Source organism: Serratia sp. CY38905, from assembly GCF_052168875.1.
GTDB classification, from domain to species: domain Bacteria; phylum Pseudomonadota; class Gammaproteobacteria; order Enterobacterales; family Enterobacteriaceae; genus Serratia; species Serratia sarumanii.
The window spans coordinates 1,293,699-1,309,414 of the sequence record NZ_JBJNLV010000001.1 but is presented as its reverse complement, the minus strand read 5'-3'; the positions used below and the strand labels follow the sequence as shown (position 1 = coordinate 1,309,414).

17 protein-coding genes are annotated in these 15,716 nt (G+C 58.6%); 12 read left to right on the top strand and 5 right to left on the bottom strand.

Going from position 1 to position 15,716, the window contains the following annotated elements; all coding sequences use genetic code 11:
- The first annotated feature begins 77 nt into the window (after window positions 1–77).
- From ACJ8MK_RS06565 to ACJ8MK_RS06540, 6 genes are all read left to right on the top strand, one after another.
- A complete protein-coding gene (locus tag ACJ8MK_RS06565; protein WP_047569096.1) occupies window positions 78–959 on the top strand; it encodes a pirin family protein in 882 nt (293 codons plus the stop codon).
- A 118-nt stretch (window positions 960–1,077) separates the two neighbouring features.
- Complete coding sequence (ycaC, locus tag ACJ8MK_RS06560; protein ID WP_033653308.1) at window positions 1,078–1,704, top strand: isochorismate family cysteine hydrolase YcaC; 627 nt, start codon at window positions 1,078–1,080, stop codon at window positions 1,702–1,704.
- 306 nt (window positions 1,705–2,010) lie between these two features.
- Window positions 2,011–3,186: a type I restriction endonuclease gene (locus tag ACJ8MK_RS06555; RefSeq protein ID WP_033653307.1), complete on the top strand. Its 1,176-nt coding sequence runs from the start codon at window positions 2,011–2,013 to the stop codon at window positions 3,184–3,186.
- A gap of 231 nt (window positions 3,187–3,417) precedes the next feature.
- The gene (locus ACJ8MK_RS06550; RefSeq protein WP_033653306.1) at window positions 3,418–3,747 is read left to right on the top strand and encodes a hypothetical protein; all 330 of its coding nucleotides are present in this window, start codon (window positions 3,418–3,420) and stop codon (window positions 3,745–3,747) included.
- A gap of 73 nt (window positions 3,748–3,820) precedes the next feature.
- The gene (locus ACJ8MK_RS06545) at window positions 3,821–4,273 is read left to right on the top strand and encodes a thiol-disulfide oxidoreductase DCC family protein (RefSeq protein ID WP_041033568.1); all 453 of its coding nucleotides are present in this window, start codon (window positions 3,821–3,823) and stop codon (window positions 4,271–4,273) included.
- Window positions 4,274–4,359: 86 nt separating this feature from the next.
- Entirely contained in the window at window positions 4,360–4,611 is a 252-nt protein-coding gene (locus ACJ8MK_RS06540) for a hypothetical protein (RefSeq protein WP_049196431.1), read from the top strand.
- On the opposite strand, the gene ACJ8MK_RS06535 is transcribed toward ACJ8MK_RS06540, so the two are convergent.
- The 3 genes from ACJ8MK_RS06535 to ACJ8MK_RS06525 all read right to left on the bottom strand — a co-directional run bounded on the left by ACJ8MK_RS06535 (window position 4,602) and on the right by ACJ8MK_RS06525 (window position 6,904).
- Window positions 4,602–5,150, bottom strand: coding sequence for a GNAT family N-acetyltransferase (locus tag ACJ8MK_RS06535; RefSeq protein ID WP_047569093.1), 549 nt, complete (start codon window positions 5,148–5,150; stop codon window positions 4,602–4,604). The two genes, ACJ8MK_RS06540 and ACJ8MK_RS06535, sit on opposite strands and share 10 nt — an antisense overlap.
- 96 nt (window positions 5,151–5,246) lie before the next feature.
- Entirely contained in the window at window positions 5,247–5,993 is a 747-nt protein-coding gene (locus tag ACJ8MK_RS06530) for a DUF2076 domain-containing protein (RefSeq protein WP_033637249.1), read from the bottom strand.
- 125 nt (window positions 5,994–6,118) lie between these two features.
- Window positions 6,119–6,904, bottom strand: a complete 786-nt coding sequence (locus ACJ8MK_RS06525) for a helix-turn-helix transcriptional regulator (RefSeq protein WP_033647368.1) — start codon at window positions 6,902–6,904, stop codon at window positions 6,119–6,121.
- A 117-nt stretch (window positions 6,905–7,021) separates the two neighbouring features.
- Between ACJ8MK_RS06525 and ACJ8MK_RS06520 the strand changes: the two genes are divergently transcribed.
- Window positions 7,022–7,792 carry a class I SAM-dependent methyltransferase gene (locus ACJ8MK_RS06520; RefSeq protein ID WP_033647366.1) on the top strand — a complete coding sequence of 257 codons (771 nt, stop codon included), beginning with the start codon at window positions 7,022–7,024 and terminating at the stop codon, window positions 7,790–7,792.
- A gap of 57 nt (window positions 7,793–7,849) precedes the next feature.
- Here the strand turns inward: ACJ8MK_RS06520 and aqpZ are convergent, their stop codons facing one another.
- Window positions 7,850–8,545, bottom strand: a complete 696-nt coding sequence (gene aqpZ, locus ACJ8MK_RS06515; RefSeq protein ID WP_025301712.1) for an aquaporin Z — start codon at window positions 8,543–8,545, stop codon at window positions 7,850–7,852.
- Between the two features lie 426 nt (window positions 8,546–8,971).
- Here aqpZ and ACJ8MK_RS06510 point away from each other — a divergent pair, with 426 nt between their 5' ends.
- From ACJ8MK_RS06510 to ACJ8MK_RS06500, 3 genes are all read left to right on the top strand, one after another.
- Window positions 8,972–10,333 carry an esterase-like activity of phytase family protein gene (locus tag ACJ8MK_RS06510; RefSeq protein WP_086579551.1) on the top strand — a complete coding sequence of 454 codons (1,362 nt, stop codon included), beginning with the start codon at window positions 8,972–8,974 and terminating at the stop codon, window positions 10,331–10,333.
- A 371-nt stretch (window positions 10,334–10,704) separates the two neighbouring features.
- On the top strand, window positions 10,705–10,989 hold the full coding sequence (locus ACJ8MK_RS06505) for a YdgH/BhsA/McbA-like domain containing protein (protein ID WP_033647361.1): 285 nt from the start codon (window positions 10,705–10,707) through the stop codon (window positions 10,987–10,989).
- A gap of 242 nt (window positions 10,990–11,231) precedes the next feature.
- Window positions 11,232–11,789 carry a class I SAM-dependent methyltransferase gene (locus tag ACJ8MK_RS06500; protein ID WP_103829811.1) on the top strand — a complete coding sequence of 186 codons (558 nt, stop codon included), beginning with the start codon at window positions 11,232–11,234 and terminating at the stop codon, window positions 11,787–11,789.
- On the opposite strand, the gene ACJ8MK_RS06495 is transcribed toward ACJ8MK_RS06500, so the two are convergent.
- Entirely contained in the window at window positions 11,790–12,251 is a 462-nt protein-coding gene (locus ACJ8MK_RS06495) for a GNAT family N-acetyltransferase (RefSeq protein ID WP_033647358.1), read from the bottom strand. It lies immediately after the preceding gene.
- 216 nt (window positions 12,252–12,467) lie between these two features.
- On the opposite strand from ACJ8MK_RS06495, the gene ACJ8MK_RS06490 reads away from it, so the two are divergent.
- Both ACJ8MK_RS06490 and ACJ8MK_RS06485 read left to right on the top strand, forming a co-directional pair.
- Entirely contained in the window at window positions 12,468–13,583 is a 1,116-nt protein-coding gene (locus ACJ8MK_RS06490) for an ABC transporter substrate-binding protein (protein ID WP_033637257.1), read from the top strand.
- A complete protein-coding gene (locus tag ACJ8MK_RS06485) occupies window positions 13,576–15,699 on the top strand; it encodes a TonB-dependent siderophore receptor (RefSeq protein WP_033647355.1) in 2,124 nt (707 codons plus the stop codon). The genes ACJ8MK_RS06490 and ACJ8MK_RS06485 overlap by 8 nt, the downstream gene beginning before the upstream one ends.
- Window positions 15,700–15,716 lie beyond the last annotated feature (17 nt).

Sequence of the window (15,716 nt, the reverse complement as noted above, 5' to 3'; positions counted from 1 at the left end):
TACTACTGCAGCAAACCCCGACGGATTAAACTTCTGCCATCAACTTAAGGCCGTGAGGCCTGAAACGGGAGTTCAAGATGAAAAAAATCCTCGGTATTCACAACAGCCCGGAAGCACATTGGGTCGGTAACGGTTTCCTGGTGAATTCGCTGTTCTCTTATAACGATTTGGGGGCGGAAATGAGCCCGTTCCTGCTGCTGGATCACGCGGCGCCAACCAAATTCCGCTCTGCCTCCGGCACCCGCGGCGTGGGTCAGCATCCGCATCGCGGGTTTGAAACGGTGACCATCGTCTATCAGGGCGAAGTGGAACACCGCGACTCGACCGGCAGCGGCGGGGTGATTGGCCCCGGCGACGTCCAGTGGATGACCGCCGCCTCCGGCATTCTGCACGAAGAGTTCCATTCGCGGGACTTTTCGCGCAAGGGCGGCACCATGGAAATGGTGCAGCTGTGGGTCAATCTGCCGGCCAAGGACAAAATGGCCGAGCCGGGTTACCAGACGCTGCTGAACGCCGATATTCCGGTGGTTCCGCTGGCGGACGGCGCCGGGCAGGTGCGGGTGATCGCCGGGGACTTCGGCGGCCACGCCGGCCCGGCACGCACCTTTAGCCCGCTCAACGTGTGGGATATGAAGCTGAATGCCGGCCACACCACCACGCTGACGGTGAAAGAAGGCCATACGCTGGCGCTGGTGATGCTGCACGGCGCGATCCTGGTCAACGGCGAAGAGGTGGTGCGCGAAACCCAAATGGTGCGTTTCGACCGGGCGGGGGATGCGATCACTATCGAAGCCAACAACGACGTCGCGCTGCTGGTGCTGAGCGGCGAACCGATCGATGAGCCTATCGTCGGCTACGGCCCGTTCGTCATGAACAGCGACGCGGAAATCCAGCAGGCGTTCCGCGACTTCAACAGCGGCAAGTTCGGCAGCATGAACGCCGAAGCGAGCGCCGGCTGACCGCAGGCGCCCGAGCCGGGAAGCGTTCCCCGGCTCAGGCGCTACACTTAGACCTCTGCGCCCCGTCCCAGCGGCGGGGCGCTTCATCCGCAACATCAACCCCCACGGGAGTAAAACCATGACTGCAAACTACAAACGCCTCGACAAGGATCAGGCCGCCGTATTGCTGGTGGATCATCAGGCAGGGCTGCTTTCGCTGGTGCGCGATATCGATCCCGATCGGTTTAAAAACAACGTGCTGGCGCTGGGTGATTTAGCGAAGTACTTCAATCTGCCGACCATTCTGACCACCAGTTTCGAAAACGGCCCCAACGGCCCGCTGGTGCCGGAACTGAAGGCCCAATTCCCCGATGCCCCGTTCATTCCCCGCCCCGGCCAAATCAACGCCTGGGACAACGACGACTTCGTCAACGCAGTGAAAGCCACCGGCCGCAAGCAGCTGATCATCGCCGGCGTGGTGACCGAAGTGTGCGTGGCATTCCCGGCGCTGTCGGCGCTCAATGAAGGCTTTGAGGTCTTTGTGGTGACCGACGCCTCCGGCACCTTCAATGAGCTGACGCGTCAGTCGGCCTGGAGCCGTATGGAAGCCGCCGGCGCGCAGCTGATGACCTGGTTCGGCGTCGCCTGCGAGCTGCACCGCGACTGGCGCAACGACATCGAAGGTCTGGGCACGCTGTTCTCCAACCATATCCCGGACTACCGCAATCTGATGACCAGCTATAACACGCTGACAAACGGTAAGTAACGCGATAGATGGGCAGTATTCCCTGCCCATCATTTGTCGCTGGATTCTGTATAAGTACCAATAATGGTTCACTCGCTATAAATTCCCATCTGTTAATACTTATCTCTTTTTTATTGTGATCGGCTGTAGGTCTTCGTGTTCCTATTTTGATTAAGGCTATTTGTTCTGCTATATAACTAATAATTAATGCTAATTCTATTAAATATTGACGGAGTTCTATTTAAGAACACCGCTTTGTTGCAAGAAAAGCACTTTTAAACGTGTGATTTAAGACTACAGCGATTTAACACAGCAGAGGGATGGTTGATGAATGCATTCAGAGATAAGCTTAAGGCCCATGTTCTTCATGTGGCCTCTGTTGGCCAGCATTGCAATACTGAGGAAACGACTAAGCAGGCATTAATTTTGCCGTTATTAGAAACCTTAGGCTTTCATCCGTATGACCCCACTAAGGTGAAGGCAGAGTATGGTGCTGATTTTCCAGGTGTTAAGGTGGGTGAACGCGTTGATTACGCCCTTTTTTGCCATGCGGTTCCCGTCATGTTCATCGAGGCGAAGTCTTTCAATCAAAATCTGTCAAACCATAGTCCCCAGCTATCTCGCTATTTTAATGCGACACCAGAGGTCACGGTTTCTGCAATAACTAATGGAAAAGAATGGCGATTTTTCACCGATCTGAAAGATAAGAACATCATGGATGATTCGCCATTCCTGAAAATAGATTTTAATAATCTAAACGATTCTGATATTGATCAGCTTTATAGATTTAGACACGACCAATTTCAGCCTGAAGCGCTGCGAACGTTAGCTGAAGAAAGTATCTATCTGACTTCATTTACAAAAACTATCAGCGCCAGCCTTCGAGACGTTGATTCAGATTTTGTTCGTTATGTGGCAAGTCGCTCTAACGTTCAGCGTCAGCTAAACCAACGTTTTTTGGACACAATAACGCCATTGGTTCGTTTGGCTGTTGAAAAAGCAGTGAGTGCGATGGTCGTTTCTGGCCTGTCAGTGACGTCGGAAAATGTTGTAGCGTCTGAATCCTCAGATGAAGGTGAAACGCAAAACAGACCCGACCCGCTCGCCCCGATCGTTGACCCCGAGAATAGTAAAATAGTGACTACATTTGCAGAAAGGTGCCTGTTTGACAATGTGGCGATGATCTTGGGCACTGAGGCAGAGCTGGTTGCGAAAGATACCGAAAGCTATTACAGCATCCTCTTTCAAGGGAAGACGACGCGTTGGATTCTGCGTTATTTCGACAATAAGCAACGCCCAACCATTTTGCTTCCGCTTGAGATAGACGATGCCAGGCAGGCTGAGATAACTCGCGCCGGCCTGGAGTTGGCAGCAGGGGGGCATATCATTATCGACCGCCCGGAAAATATTTTGCGGCTAACGGGGTTGATCGTTGATTCTTACCAATATTGTATTAATGACGAAAACTTTAGGCAGAAGAGAAAAGATAAGCAGGAAAGCTAGCCTGTATCCCCATTAAGTGGTTGATTGGAAAATTAAAGCCTTCCACACAGGGTTGTATGCGCCGTGTGGAAGGATGGAAAAATCGGAGTGCTTCCAAATCTTCTGTTTTCATTAAGTTAGACGCGGGATGTAAGCAAAACGTAGCGGGGCGAAAAGGTAGCGAAAAGCGGCTTTCTCATTAGCCGGGAGCGGGGTAGCGTAATCCCGAACCCGGCAAATGAGGCTAATTCAATGAAACAAGCAATCAAGATCCTGGCGCTGCCCTGCATGGGCATGGCGCTGTTGTTCAGCGCGAGCGCGATATCTGCCCCCGAGGCGCCTGCGGCCAAAGCGGTGCCGCCCGCGGCGGATGAGCCGATGCGCATGCCGCCTTTCCCGGGCGGGCACCCGCCCAAGCCGGGGTTCTGCCACGGCGGCGAACTGTTCTGCGCCACCTCGGCCAGCGACAATCCGGTGGAAACCATCAATAAACTGACGGCGGTGATCCCGGCGGGCAGCGCCAAGCATTACGAGGTGCGCGTCGCGGTGGTCGCCGTGCCGGACGCCCCGCCTGCGCGTTAACGGGCCGTCATCCCGCTCTGGTTCGCACGCTCAAGGCGCGTTAGGCTAAGGCGTGCGTTTAACGGGAGGCGGAATGACCCCTTTATCACCATTGCCCTATCTCCAGCCCGGCGATCGCGCGCTGTTGTTCGACGGCGAATGCAATCTGTGTCACGGGCTGGTAAGGTATCTTATTCGCGCCGATCGGCAGCGGTGCATTCTGTTGGCGACGGTGCAATCCGTCGAAGGGCAGGCGATCCTGCAGGCGTTGGGGCTGCCGACCGATCGTTTCGATTCCGTGGTCTATGTTGAGCAGGGGCGCTATTGGCTGCGTTCGGCTGCGTTGTTCCAGGCGCTGCGCCAATTGGGGTGGCCGTACCGCGTGCTGGCGCTGGCGCGTTACCTGCCGCCGCGGCTGGCGGACAAGGTCTACGACGCGGTCGCCGGCAATCGCTACCGGCTGTTTGGCCGCAACGACGGCACCGGCCTGCCGGGCGCCGATCAGCCCGGGCGCTATCTGCCTCGGCGGCGGGAACCGCCGGCCTGAGCTTTACGCTTCTTTACCATCCAACTGCTTGAAATATCAACATTCCAGCCCCATATAATGGAACGTTCAGCCAACAAGGAGCGCGTATGGGAATCAGTGAAGAAGAGCACATCCGCCGTTTGACCCAGGAGAAGAACGACATGGGCAATACGGCGAAGTGGGTGGCGATCGTTTCCGCCGTATACTTTGCCTTGATGGTGTTTTACGGCCACCCGATCGGCGTGTTGGCGATGTCGGGCGCGGTGTTCATCGTCTCTGCCACCACCTGGCTGAAAAAGCGTCAGAAGGTCAAATCTTACCGCATGGCGTTGGCTAAAATCAGCGACGATCAGCCCTGATAGTCGCCGCGCTTTAGCGTATATACCAGGCTCGGCGCCGCGCCGGGCACGTCATCCAGCGTATCCACACGCTGCATGCCGATCTTTTCCAGCACCCGCCACGAAGCCTGATTCTCCGCGCGCACAATGGCGGAAATCTCACCCATCCCCAGCCCGACAAACCCGTATTGCAGTGAAGCCCACGCCATCTCGGTGGCCAGCCCCATGCCCCAGACGCGGGTGTCGAAGCGATAGCCGAGGTTCACGGTGCGCTGCGCGCCGAGCGGTTTCCAGGACAACCCGCCAAACCCGATAACCCAATCCGGCCGTTCGCGCAGGGCGAGCGCCCAGGAGCCGTAGCCGTGTTGCCGCCAGCCGGCGAGCCGCTCCTGCAGCGCCGAAGCGGCCTGCGCCTCGCTGGTGAGCGGGCCGGCGGGGTTGAAGAGCTGGGTTTGCGGATCGCCAAAGATGGCGTAGAAACGTTCGAGGTCCGCCATCACCGGCGGCCGCATCTGCAGGCGTTCGCTGAAGTACGGGGCTGAAGGATTAAAGCTCGGCATCGTTTCTCCCGGCCGGATAAATGAACAGCGTTCACTGTAGTCCAGATCGGCGAAACGGGAAATCCCCCCTCTGCGGGTGAGAGGGGGAGAGAGGCATTACAGGAAGGAATCGTCGTCGTCGTTGTAATCGTCGTCGGCGTAGTCCTGGTCGTCCTGGTAGTTGGCGTTCTGGAAGCCGTTGTCCTGATTCAGGAAGCTGCCGCCGTCGCCGTTGTTGAAGGTATCAAGGTTGTTGGAAGCGTCGAAATTGCGCATCGCGCTGTCGTCCAGCGGCGCCGGGGTTTCTTCGATAATGTTCACGATTTCCTGCGGCTGCGAATGGCGGAACATGCCGGTCAGCATGTCGGCCAATACCACGCCGCCGGCGACGCCCGCCGCCGTTTGCAAGGCGCCTCCCAGGAAGCCGCCGGCGCGTGAAGGCGCCGCCTGCTGCGGTTGGGCGTAGGCTGGCTGCTGCGGCTGCGCGTAGCCCCCCTGCTGCGCGTTGTTCCAGGCCGCCGTATTTTGCTGCTGCGCCTGATACTGTTCACGCGGGCTAGGCGTATTGCGGCTGCCGCCGCCGAACAGGCCGGCCAGGAAACCGCCGCTGCTCTGTTGGCCGTTGGCGGTTTGCTGCAGCTGCGCAACCTGGGCTTCCAGCTCTTTGACCCGCTGGTCCATCTGCTTGAGCGCCGCTTCCTGAATGATCATCGCCTGCGCCATGTAATAAGGGGCGGAAGGCTGCTCGCGAATATGCTGATTGATTTGCTGTTCTGCCTGGAGATCCCGTGGGCCCGTCTTGGTCTCGGCTTCTTTCAGGCGGCCAAACAGACCATCGATAAGGCGTTGTTCTTCGGATTGCATAGGCGTACCTCGGGAGATAAATAACGGTGCTGGATGATCGTTGTCATCGGTAACAATCACCCTAGCGCGTTTACATGAACCAATAAATAAATGACGGGTAAACCTGTCTATGAATTTGTTACCAATTACGGCAGCGGGATCAGCATCACCAGCTTCAGGCCGCCGTGCTCCGCCGGGTGGAAGGTGAGCTGGCGATAGCGCAGCGCGCCTTGCTGAGGGTGCTCGAACGCGCGCTCGCCGCCTTCGCGCGCCATCACGTCATGCTGTTTCCACCAGTGATTAAAGTCCGCGCTGTTGTGCGTCATGCTGCGCACGAAGGCGCGCATCTCTTCGGTGTTTTGATGGTGGCTGGTTTCGGCGCGGAATTCGGCCACCACGCGGCGGGCACGTTCTTCCCAATCGCTGACCAGCGTTTTCGCCAGCGGGTGGAAGAACATGAAGTGCAGCAGGTTGGGGCTGTTGGCCACATCCAGCCAGCCGCTGAACAGCGCCGCCGCCTGCGGGTTCCAGGCGACGACGTTCCAGGTCACGTCCAGCAGGTAACAGGGCACCGTCATCTGGTGCACGCTTTGCAGCACCGCGTCGTTGGCGGTTTCGCGGTGAGTTTCCTGCTCGGGGTCGGCGACGCGCGCCAGGGTAAACAGGTAGTGGCGTTCGGCGGGGCCGAGCCGCAGCGCCTTGGCGATGCGCGCCAGCGTGAAGGGGGAAATGGACACCTCGCGCCCCTGTTCGATCCAGGTATACCAGGTGGCGCTGATGCCGCTGATTTGCGCCAGCTCTTCGCGCCGCAGGCCGCTGGTGCGGCGGCGTGAGGAACTGGGCAGGCCGAGCATTTCCGGCGTGATGCGTTCGCGGTGTGCGCGCAGAAACGCGCCGAGGGCCTTTGGCCCGGATAAGGCTTCTGATGACATAGCGTGGTACCTATTTATACCAGGATAACTGCTCATATTGTACCCGTATAGTAGCCTGATTATAGTAGCCGAAAGTCTTCAGGCACAGGCGCAAGCCGGATAATAACGGGAGCAAACATGAGCATCAGCAACAGCCATAAAAACGCGGTAGACCGGCAGTTCGGCGAGCAGGCCAACGCCTACTTAACCAGCGCGGTACACGCGCAGGGCAAGGATTTGCAGCGCCTTGCACAGTTACTGGAACCGCACGCCGGCGCGCGCTTGCTCGATCTGGGCTGCGGCGCCGGGCATGCCAGCTTCACGGCGGCGGCCAGGGTAGCGCAGGTGGTGGCCTACGATCTGTCGGCGCAGATGCTGGCGGTGGTGGAGCAGGCGGCGGCGGAAAAAGGCCTGAACAACATTCAGCTGCAGCAGGGCGTGGCGGAGTCTTTGCCGTTTGAGGACGCCGGCTTCGATCTGGTCATCAGCCGCTATTCGGCGCACCACTGGCACGACGTCGGCCAGGCGCTGCGTGAGGTCAGGCGGGTACTCAAGCCGGGCGGCAGAGCGATCTTTATGGACGTGGTCTCGCCGGGGCATCCGCTGTTGGATATCTATCTGCAAACCGTGGAAGTGCTGCGCGACACCTCACACGTGCGCAACTATGCGCCGGGCGAGTGGCTGACGTTGCTGACCGAAGCCGGGCTGGTGGTGCGCGAGGTGACGTCGGATCGATTGATGCTGGAGTTTGGCAGTTGGGTGGCGCGTATGCGCACGCCGGCGCATTTCGTTACCGCGATCCGCGCGCTGCAGCAAAGCGTGTCGCAGGAGGTGGCGGCGCATTTCGCCATTCAGCCGGACGGCACCTTTACCAGTGATATCATGATGTTTGAAGTGACGAAGGGCTGAAAGCAACGGGGCAGCCGATGAAGGCTGCCCCGCGAAACGCTATCGGCTGCGATGCGCTTATTTTTTGTCTTCCAGCAGGCAGCGGTAGATCAGGCCGCCGATAATGCCGCCGACCAGTGGCACCAGCCAGAAGACCCACAGCTGCTGCAGCGCCCAGGTGCCCTGGAAGATCGCTACGCCGGTGCTGCGCGCCGGGTTGACGGAGGTGTTGGTCACCGGGATGCTGATCAGGTGGATCAGGGTCAGCGTCAGGCCGATCGCCAACGGGGCGAAGCCTGCCGGCGCGCGCTTGTCGGTCACGCCATGAATAACGATCAGGAAGAAGGCGGTCAGCACCAGCTCAATCACGATAGCTGATTGCAGAGAATAACCGCCCGGAGAATGTTCGCCGTAACCGTTGGAGGCGAAACCGCCTGCGGTGGCGTCGAAACCGGCTTTGCCGCTGGCGATCAAATACAGCACCGCCGCTGCGGCGATACCGCCGATCACCTGAGCGATCACGTAAGGGATCACGTCTTTCGCCGCGAAACGGCCGCCGGCGAATAAGCCGACGGTGATCGCCGGGTTAAAGTGCCCGCCGGAAATATGGCCGACGGCATAGGCCATCGTCACCACGGTCAGACCGAAAGCGAGCGCGACGCCGAGGAAACCAATACCCAGCTGTGGGAATGCCGCTGCTAATACTGCGCTACCACAACCACCAAACACCAACCAAAATGTGCCAAAAAATTCGGCAAAAAGTCGCTTTGACATAGATTCCATCCTGCGGAATTGACTAACGGGCGTTAGCACTAAAAACTATAGAACAGCTTTTTCAGTTCATGCAGATATTCTATAGAATTTTCTTAATGCACCTTGAATAACGGCGGTATTAAATCCTCTGCATTTTATTTTGTCTATGAGAAAAACGCCGTTTTTTCCCGTGCCGGCGCGCGTTTGCCGTTTTTTTTATCTTTGCCATAAGAATTTACCCTAAGCGAAATGGCACGCTATTTTCGGGCGATTTTTTCCAGCGGTTTTCCCCATTCAATACGCTCAGGTTAATTGCTAATTTCTATTTGCCAGCCAACCTTATTACCGATTGTGCATTTGACGAATGGCCTGTTGTCATCTAAGTGTCATGCTAAATTAATATCTTCTTCTGCCTGATAACGCTTCATTCAACCTCGGGTAAAAATCATGAAAATAAAATCGCTCTCCCTGCTGTTGGCTTCACTGTTTCCTGTATTCACCTACGCTGCCGACATTGAGGTGGCGCGTTATGTGGTCGGCTTTCCCGGCGGGGAACGCGTCGCTTATCAGGGGGCGTTCGCCAAGAATTTCCCGCAGGGGCTGCCGGTGGGGATCGGCTCAGGGCTGACGTTCAACAGCAAGCAGGGCGACGATCTGGTGCTGACGACGCTGACCGATCGCGGCCCGAATGCCGATGCCCCTGCGGTGGGCAAGCAAGAAGCCAAGATTTTCGCCAATCCGCAATTCGTGCCCCTGTTGATGGACATTCGTATTGGCGGCGGCAAGGCCGTGGCCGAGAATGCGCGGCCCTTGCATGACGAAAAAGGGCCGATCAGCGGGCTGCCGTTGCCGGGCGAGCTGATTGGTTCCACGAACGAAGTGGCGTTGAATGACGCGCTGCAACCGCTGTCCGGCGATCGCCGCGGGTTGGATACCGAAGGCATCATCGGTGACGGCAACGGCGGCTATTGGCTGTGTGACGAGTACGGCCCGTTTCTGATCCATGTCGACGGCAAAGGCAAAATTCTCGCCAAATACGGCCCAACGCCGCAGGCCGGCGAGCAGGCGGTGGCGAGCGGTTTACCGAACATCCTGAAGTGGCGCCAGCCCAACCGCGGTTTTGAGGGGCTGACCCGAATGCCGGATGGGCGCATTCTGGCGGCGGTGCAGAGCACGCTGGATGTCGAGGGCAAAAGCAAAAACAAGGCGCAGTTTATCCGGCTGGTGAGCTTCGATCCGCGCAGTGGCAAAACCGCCATGTACGGCTATCCCATCGATATCGACAGCTATAAAAAAGCCAAAGACGCCAAGATTGGCGATGTGGTGGCGTTGGACAACCAGCGCATCCTGTTGATTGAACAGGGAAGCGATAAAGATAAGACGATGATCAACAAGATCTATCTGGTGGATCTCGCGCAGGCCAGCGATCTGAGCGCGTTTGACGACCAGGGGAAAGCGCTGGAGTTCGACGATGCGAAAGAGCTCGCCAAACGCGGCGTGAAGCTGGCGCAGAAACGGGAAGTGGCGGATCTGCGCCAGTTGGGCTGGCGCCAGGAGAAAGCCGAAGGGTTGGCGCTGATCGACGATCGCACGCTGGCGGTGATCAACGACAACGATTTCGGCTTGCAGGCCAAGCTGGTGGATGCGTCGCCAAAGAGCAAGAAAATCGGCGACTACCAGCTGGAGAAAGAAGGGCGGCTGAGCCTCGACGGCGACAAGACCGACGCCCGCATCGAATTGCGCCCGCTGGAGCAGCCGGAGTCGCTGAGCGAGCTCTGGGTGCTCACCTTGCCGCACCCCTTGAAGTGACCGATATCGGGGGCGATAGCGCCCCCTTTTGCTTCAGGCTTCCGCGTGCCGCTGCGGCGTTCTGCCGCGCGAGATGCTCTCCCACATCGCCAAAATCAGCGTAGCTCAGCGCGCCTCGGCGGGTAAAAAATCTTAAATAGCGGCGGCGCGCGTTCTTTCTTTCGTCCTGTCTTTAATTGTTCATCAAATAGGGGTAAGGTGAAGCCTGTAAAGTCATTCCTGCCTGAAAATACATACTCGCTCTCACTTCCTCCTTATTCTCCTCACAATGATTGATGTTCTTTACGTTGCGTGACGTCCGTTTTCATTGGCTAGCGGATAATTAACATCACTGACAACGAGCTAATAAACAAGAACACCTGGAGTCAATCATGAAACTTATCCCAAGCATCGCAGCCGTATTGATCGCCGCCGCTTCCTTCTCCACTTTCGCCGCGCCGCTGTCGTCGGTGAAACAGGTCAACAGCGAGCAGGCCGCCAATCTGCAAAGCGTCGGCGTAGTGTCGGTTTCCGGCATTAGCGGCTCACCGCATGACGCCATCACCGCCCTGAAAGAAAAAGCCGCGGCGGACGGCGCCAGCCATTACCGTATTATCGGTCTGGATACCCCCGGGGATTCCAGCAACTGGCGCGGCAATGCGGAAATTTATCGCTAAGCGTTGGTTTTTTTTCACCCTTTGGCCGCGGCAGTGCGGTCAATAAAATAAACGGTCGTAATAATTATCTGAATAGCCGGGGCATAGCGGCTTATTTTCAGGTCATTATTACGACCGTTTTTCTTTTTCCACCGCGGCAGAGGTTGCATTTTTTTACAACTGTGTCCGCCGCTTTCGGAATCATGTTAATGATTACTTAAGAAATTCGGCTCACATTGAGGGCTTAACCCAAGGAGGCCTCAATGTTAAATGCGACCCGGCTGCAACTGATGAATCACTTCGCTTACCTGCAGCAATTTATGGCTTCGCCGCGCACCGTCGGCACGCTGGCGCCTTCTTCTCCGTGGCTGTGCCAGGCGATGTTGAATCAGATTGAATGGACCCGGGCGTTGTCGATCGCGGAGCTGGGCGCGGCGGACGGCGTACTGACCAAACGCATTCTGGGGCGGATGCGCGCCGATGCGGCGCTGGAGGCTTTCGAGATCCAACCCCATTTCGTGCATCGGCTGCGTAGAATAGACGATCGGCGGCTGCAGGTGATGGCCCATTCGGCGACCCGGATGGCCACGGATTACGACGTGGTGTTTTCCTGCCTGCCGCTGCTGTCGATCCCGGTCAGGATCAGCGTGCGCATTCTTCAGCAGGCCCGGCAGCGGCTGCTGGCGCGCAATGGCACGCTGGTGCTGTTCCAATACAGTCACCTGTCGGAAAAATTGCTGTCGCGCTATTTTCACTGGAAGCGCCTGCGGGTGGTGCGCAACTTCCCGCCGGCGCTGGTGTATGTCTGTACGCCGCGTTAGCTACAGCGTTTTCTCCATCACCACCACGTCTTCGTCATACTGCCGCCGGCGTTCCAGAGGCTGCCAACCCCAGCCGGCGTACAGCGCTTCCGATTTATCGGTGATGAGATGTAAGACCGAGTGATGGCGCTGCCGCGCCGCCTCGACGATGGCCATTTCCAGACGGTGGGCGATGCCCTTGCGGCGGTGATCGGGATGCACGAAAACGCCGGCCAGCCACGGGGTGAGATCCTGGCGCTGATGATCGTCGCTGGGCCACAGGCTGGCCATGCCCACCGGGCGATCGCCATCGATCATCATCAACGTCAGGTGATCGTCGCTCGGCCGGCTGCATTGGGCGAAGCGCAGCTGGGTGCGCTCCAGCGTTCCGCCGCGCTGTGAGCCCCACTGTCCGAAGGCCCAAGCGGCGCACACATCGGCAAACTGCGGGCACTCCGACAGCGGAATGATGCGTTGAGTCATGGTGATCTCCCGATTTTTTGCTGTTTCTCCGTTCTATTTAACCGACTTTTCCGCCATTTTTTTAACTTTTTAAAGCCGCTCTTTCAGCGGTTTCGCGGTGTTTCGGCGCGCCTCCGGCGCCGTTTCCCGGATTTCTTTTGGCAATTGCGGCGCAGGATTGCAAGTGCTAATGAGAGTGATTATCATGCGCACACTATTCCCCGTGTCGGTTCAATCATGCGCAATTCCCTCATTTTACTGCTGCTTTCCCTGTGCTTTGGCGTGTTTTCCGCTCAGGCGAAGACGGTGACCGATATCACCGGCCGCCAGGTCGTGGTGCCGGACAACCCGCAGCGCATCGTGGTGGGGGAGAGCCGCATGCTGTATACGCTGGCGCTGCTGGAGCCGGGCAACCCGGCGCAGCGCATCGTCGGCTGGCCGGCGGATCTGGCGCGGTTCGACGCGCAAAGCTGGCAGCTCTATACGCAGAAATTCCCGCAGATCGCCGCGATCCCCATTATCAGCGGCAATAATTTTCGCCAGGTCAACATCGAAAGCCTGCTGCAGCTGAAGCCGGATCTGGTGATCCTGGCGCGCTACGCGCGTGAAGACGGCGACAACGATCTGCTGGTTTCCGCGCTGAACAAGGCCGGCGTGGCGGTGATCTACGTCGATCTGCGCATCGATTTGCTGAATAACACCGTGCCGAGCGTGCGGCTGCTGGGCGAAGTGCTCAATCGCCGGCAGCGCGCCGAGCAGTTCATCGCGTTTTATCAGCAGCACATGGCGGTGATCCGGCAACGGCTGGCGGGCTATCAGGGACCGAAGCCCAAAGTGATGCTGCACCTGCATCTGGGGCGGCGCGACACCTGCTGCACTACCGCCGCGCACGGCAATCTCGGCGATCTGCTGACCTTCGCCGGCGGCGACAACATCGCCAACGCCAGCGTCAAAGGGGTGTATGGCGAACTGAACCCGGAAACCATTCTGAGCGCCAATCCCGACGTTTACCTCGCCACCGGCATGGCCGGCCCGCAGGGCAAACGGCTGTCCGATCTGCGCCTCGGGCCGCAGGTCAGCCAACAGGACGCCGCCGACAGCTTCCGCCGGCTGATCGCCAAACAGCCGATGCTGGCCAGCCTGCAGGCGGTGAAAAACCATCGCGCCTGGAGCGTCTGGCACAATTTTTACCTCAGCCCGTATCACGTGGTGCTGGTCGAGATGTTCGCCAAAGCGTTTTACCCGGATCTGTTCGCCGACATTAACCCGCAGCAGACCTTCCAACAGCTTTATCAGCAGTTTTTGCCGTTACCTTTTTCAGGGACCTATTGGAGTCAGTTAGATAATGAATAACAACAAGCGCGGCTGGTGGTGCGCGTTGCCTTTGGCGGCCTGCGCAACATCGCCGACGTGGGCGGCGGAAAAAGCCGCATCGAAAGAAGAAAGCCTGGTGGTGATTGGCCGCAAAGACGCCGACGGCGTGCAGAGCTATCAGCCGTTGACCAGCGTCACCGGCACCCGCAGCGAAACCAGCCTGCTGAACGTGCCGCAGGCGATCGACGTGGTGCCGCAGCAGGTGATTACCGATCAGGCGGTCAGCAGCCTGGACGAAGCGCTGTACAACGTCAGCGGCATTACCCAGGCCAACACGCTGGGCGGCACCCAGGACGCGGTCATGAAACGCGGCTTCGGCGACAACCGCGACGGCTCCATTCTGCGCGACGGCGTGCGCTCGGTGCAGGCGCGCAACTTCACGCCGACCACCGAGCGGGTGGAGGTGCTCAAGGGGCCGGCCTCGATGCTGTACGGCATGGGCGAGCCGGGCGGGATGATCAACATGATCACCAAAAAGCCCCAGCTGCAGCAGCATACCCACGTGGAAGGCTGGGGCAGCAGCTTCAACGGCGGCGGCGGCCAGCTTGACGTTACCGGGCCGCTCGGCACGTCGGGGTTCGCCTATCGCATGATCGTCGATCACGATGAAACCGATTACTGGCGCAACTTTGGTCGCAATCGCCAGACGGTGATCGCGCCGTCGTTGATGTGGTACGGCGAGAACACCACCGTGCGCTTGGCCTATGAACATATGGAATATCTGGTGCCGTTCGATCGCGGCACCATTATCGATTCGCGCACCGGCAAGCCGGTGAATACGCCGCGCGATCGCCGTTTCGACGAAGCCTATAACGCCACCCGCGGCGATCAGGACAGCGTTACCCTGCAGATCGATCAAACGCTCAACGAGCGCTGGAAAAGCTCACTGACCTACGCCTACAGCCGCAACAGCTACAGCGACAACCAGGCGCGCGCCACGGCGCTGAACCCGGAGAGCGGCGTGTTGAGCCGCCAGGCCGACGCGACCGCCAACGCCGTCAGCCACGCCAACGCGGTGCAGTTGACGCTCAATGGCGACGTGGACTGGGGCAGCATCAACCACCAGATGCTGTTCGGCTTCGATTTTGAAGATAACCGTACCTACCGCGGCGACATGATCCGCGGTAAAAAGAACAGCGATTTCAATATCTATCATCCGGTATACGGCCTGATGCCGCCGTCAACCGCGGTCAGCGCCAAAGACAGCGACCAGCGGGAAAACCTCACCAGCTACGGCTGGTTTATGCAGGATTCCATCCAGCTGACCGATAAATGGCTGGTTATGGGCGGGCTGCGTTACGACGCTTTCGACGTTTATGCCGGCAAGGGGCGGCCGTTCCAGACCAATACCGACAGCTCGGACAGCAAGCTGGTGCCGCGCGCCGGGGTGGTCTACAAGCTGACGCCTTATGTGTCGCTGTACAGCAGCTATACCGAGTCGTTCAAGCCGAACTCTTCCATCGCCACCCAAATTGGTTCGCTGCCGCCGGAGCAGGGCAAGTCGTGGGAAGTCGGCGGCAAGCTGGCGCTGCCGAACGGCGTTACCGGCACGCTGGCGCTGTTTGACATCACCAAGCGCAACGTGATGGTCAGTGAGCTGGTGGAGGGCGAAACCGTGACGCGCACCGCCGGGCGCGTGCGTTCGCAGGGCGTGGAGCTGGACGTGGCCGGCAATCTCACCGACTCGCTGAGCCTGATCGGTTCCTATGCGTATACCGACGCGCGGGTGGTGGACGATCCGGACAACAAGGGGAAAGAGATGACCAACGTGGCGCGCCACACCGCCTCGTTGTTCCTGACCCAGAATCTGGGCAGCCCGGGCCTGTACAGCGGCGATGAGGTGCGCATCGGCGCCGGCGCGCGTTACGTGGGCCGCCGTCCGGGTGACGCCGCCAACAGCTTCTACCTGGATAATTACACCGTTGCCGATGCGTTCGCCGCTTACACTATGCCGATCAACGGCTATCGGGTGAAATGGCAGCTGAACGTGAAGAACCTGTTCGATAAAACCTACTACCCGTCCAGCGGCGGTAATTTGCGCGTGGCGGTGGGGGAACCGCGTGAGGTGGTGCTGCGCGGCAGTGTCGATTTCTAAGCCACGGGCGGTGAAAT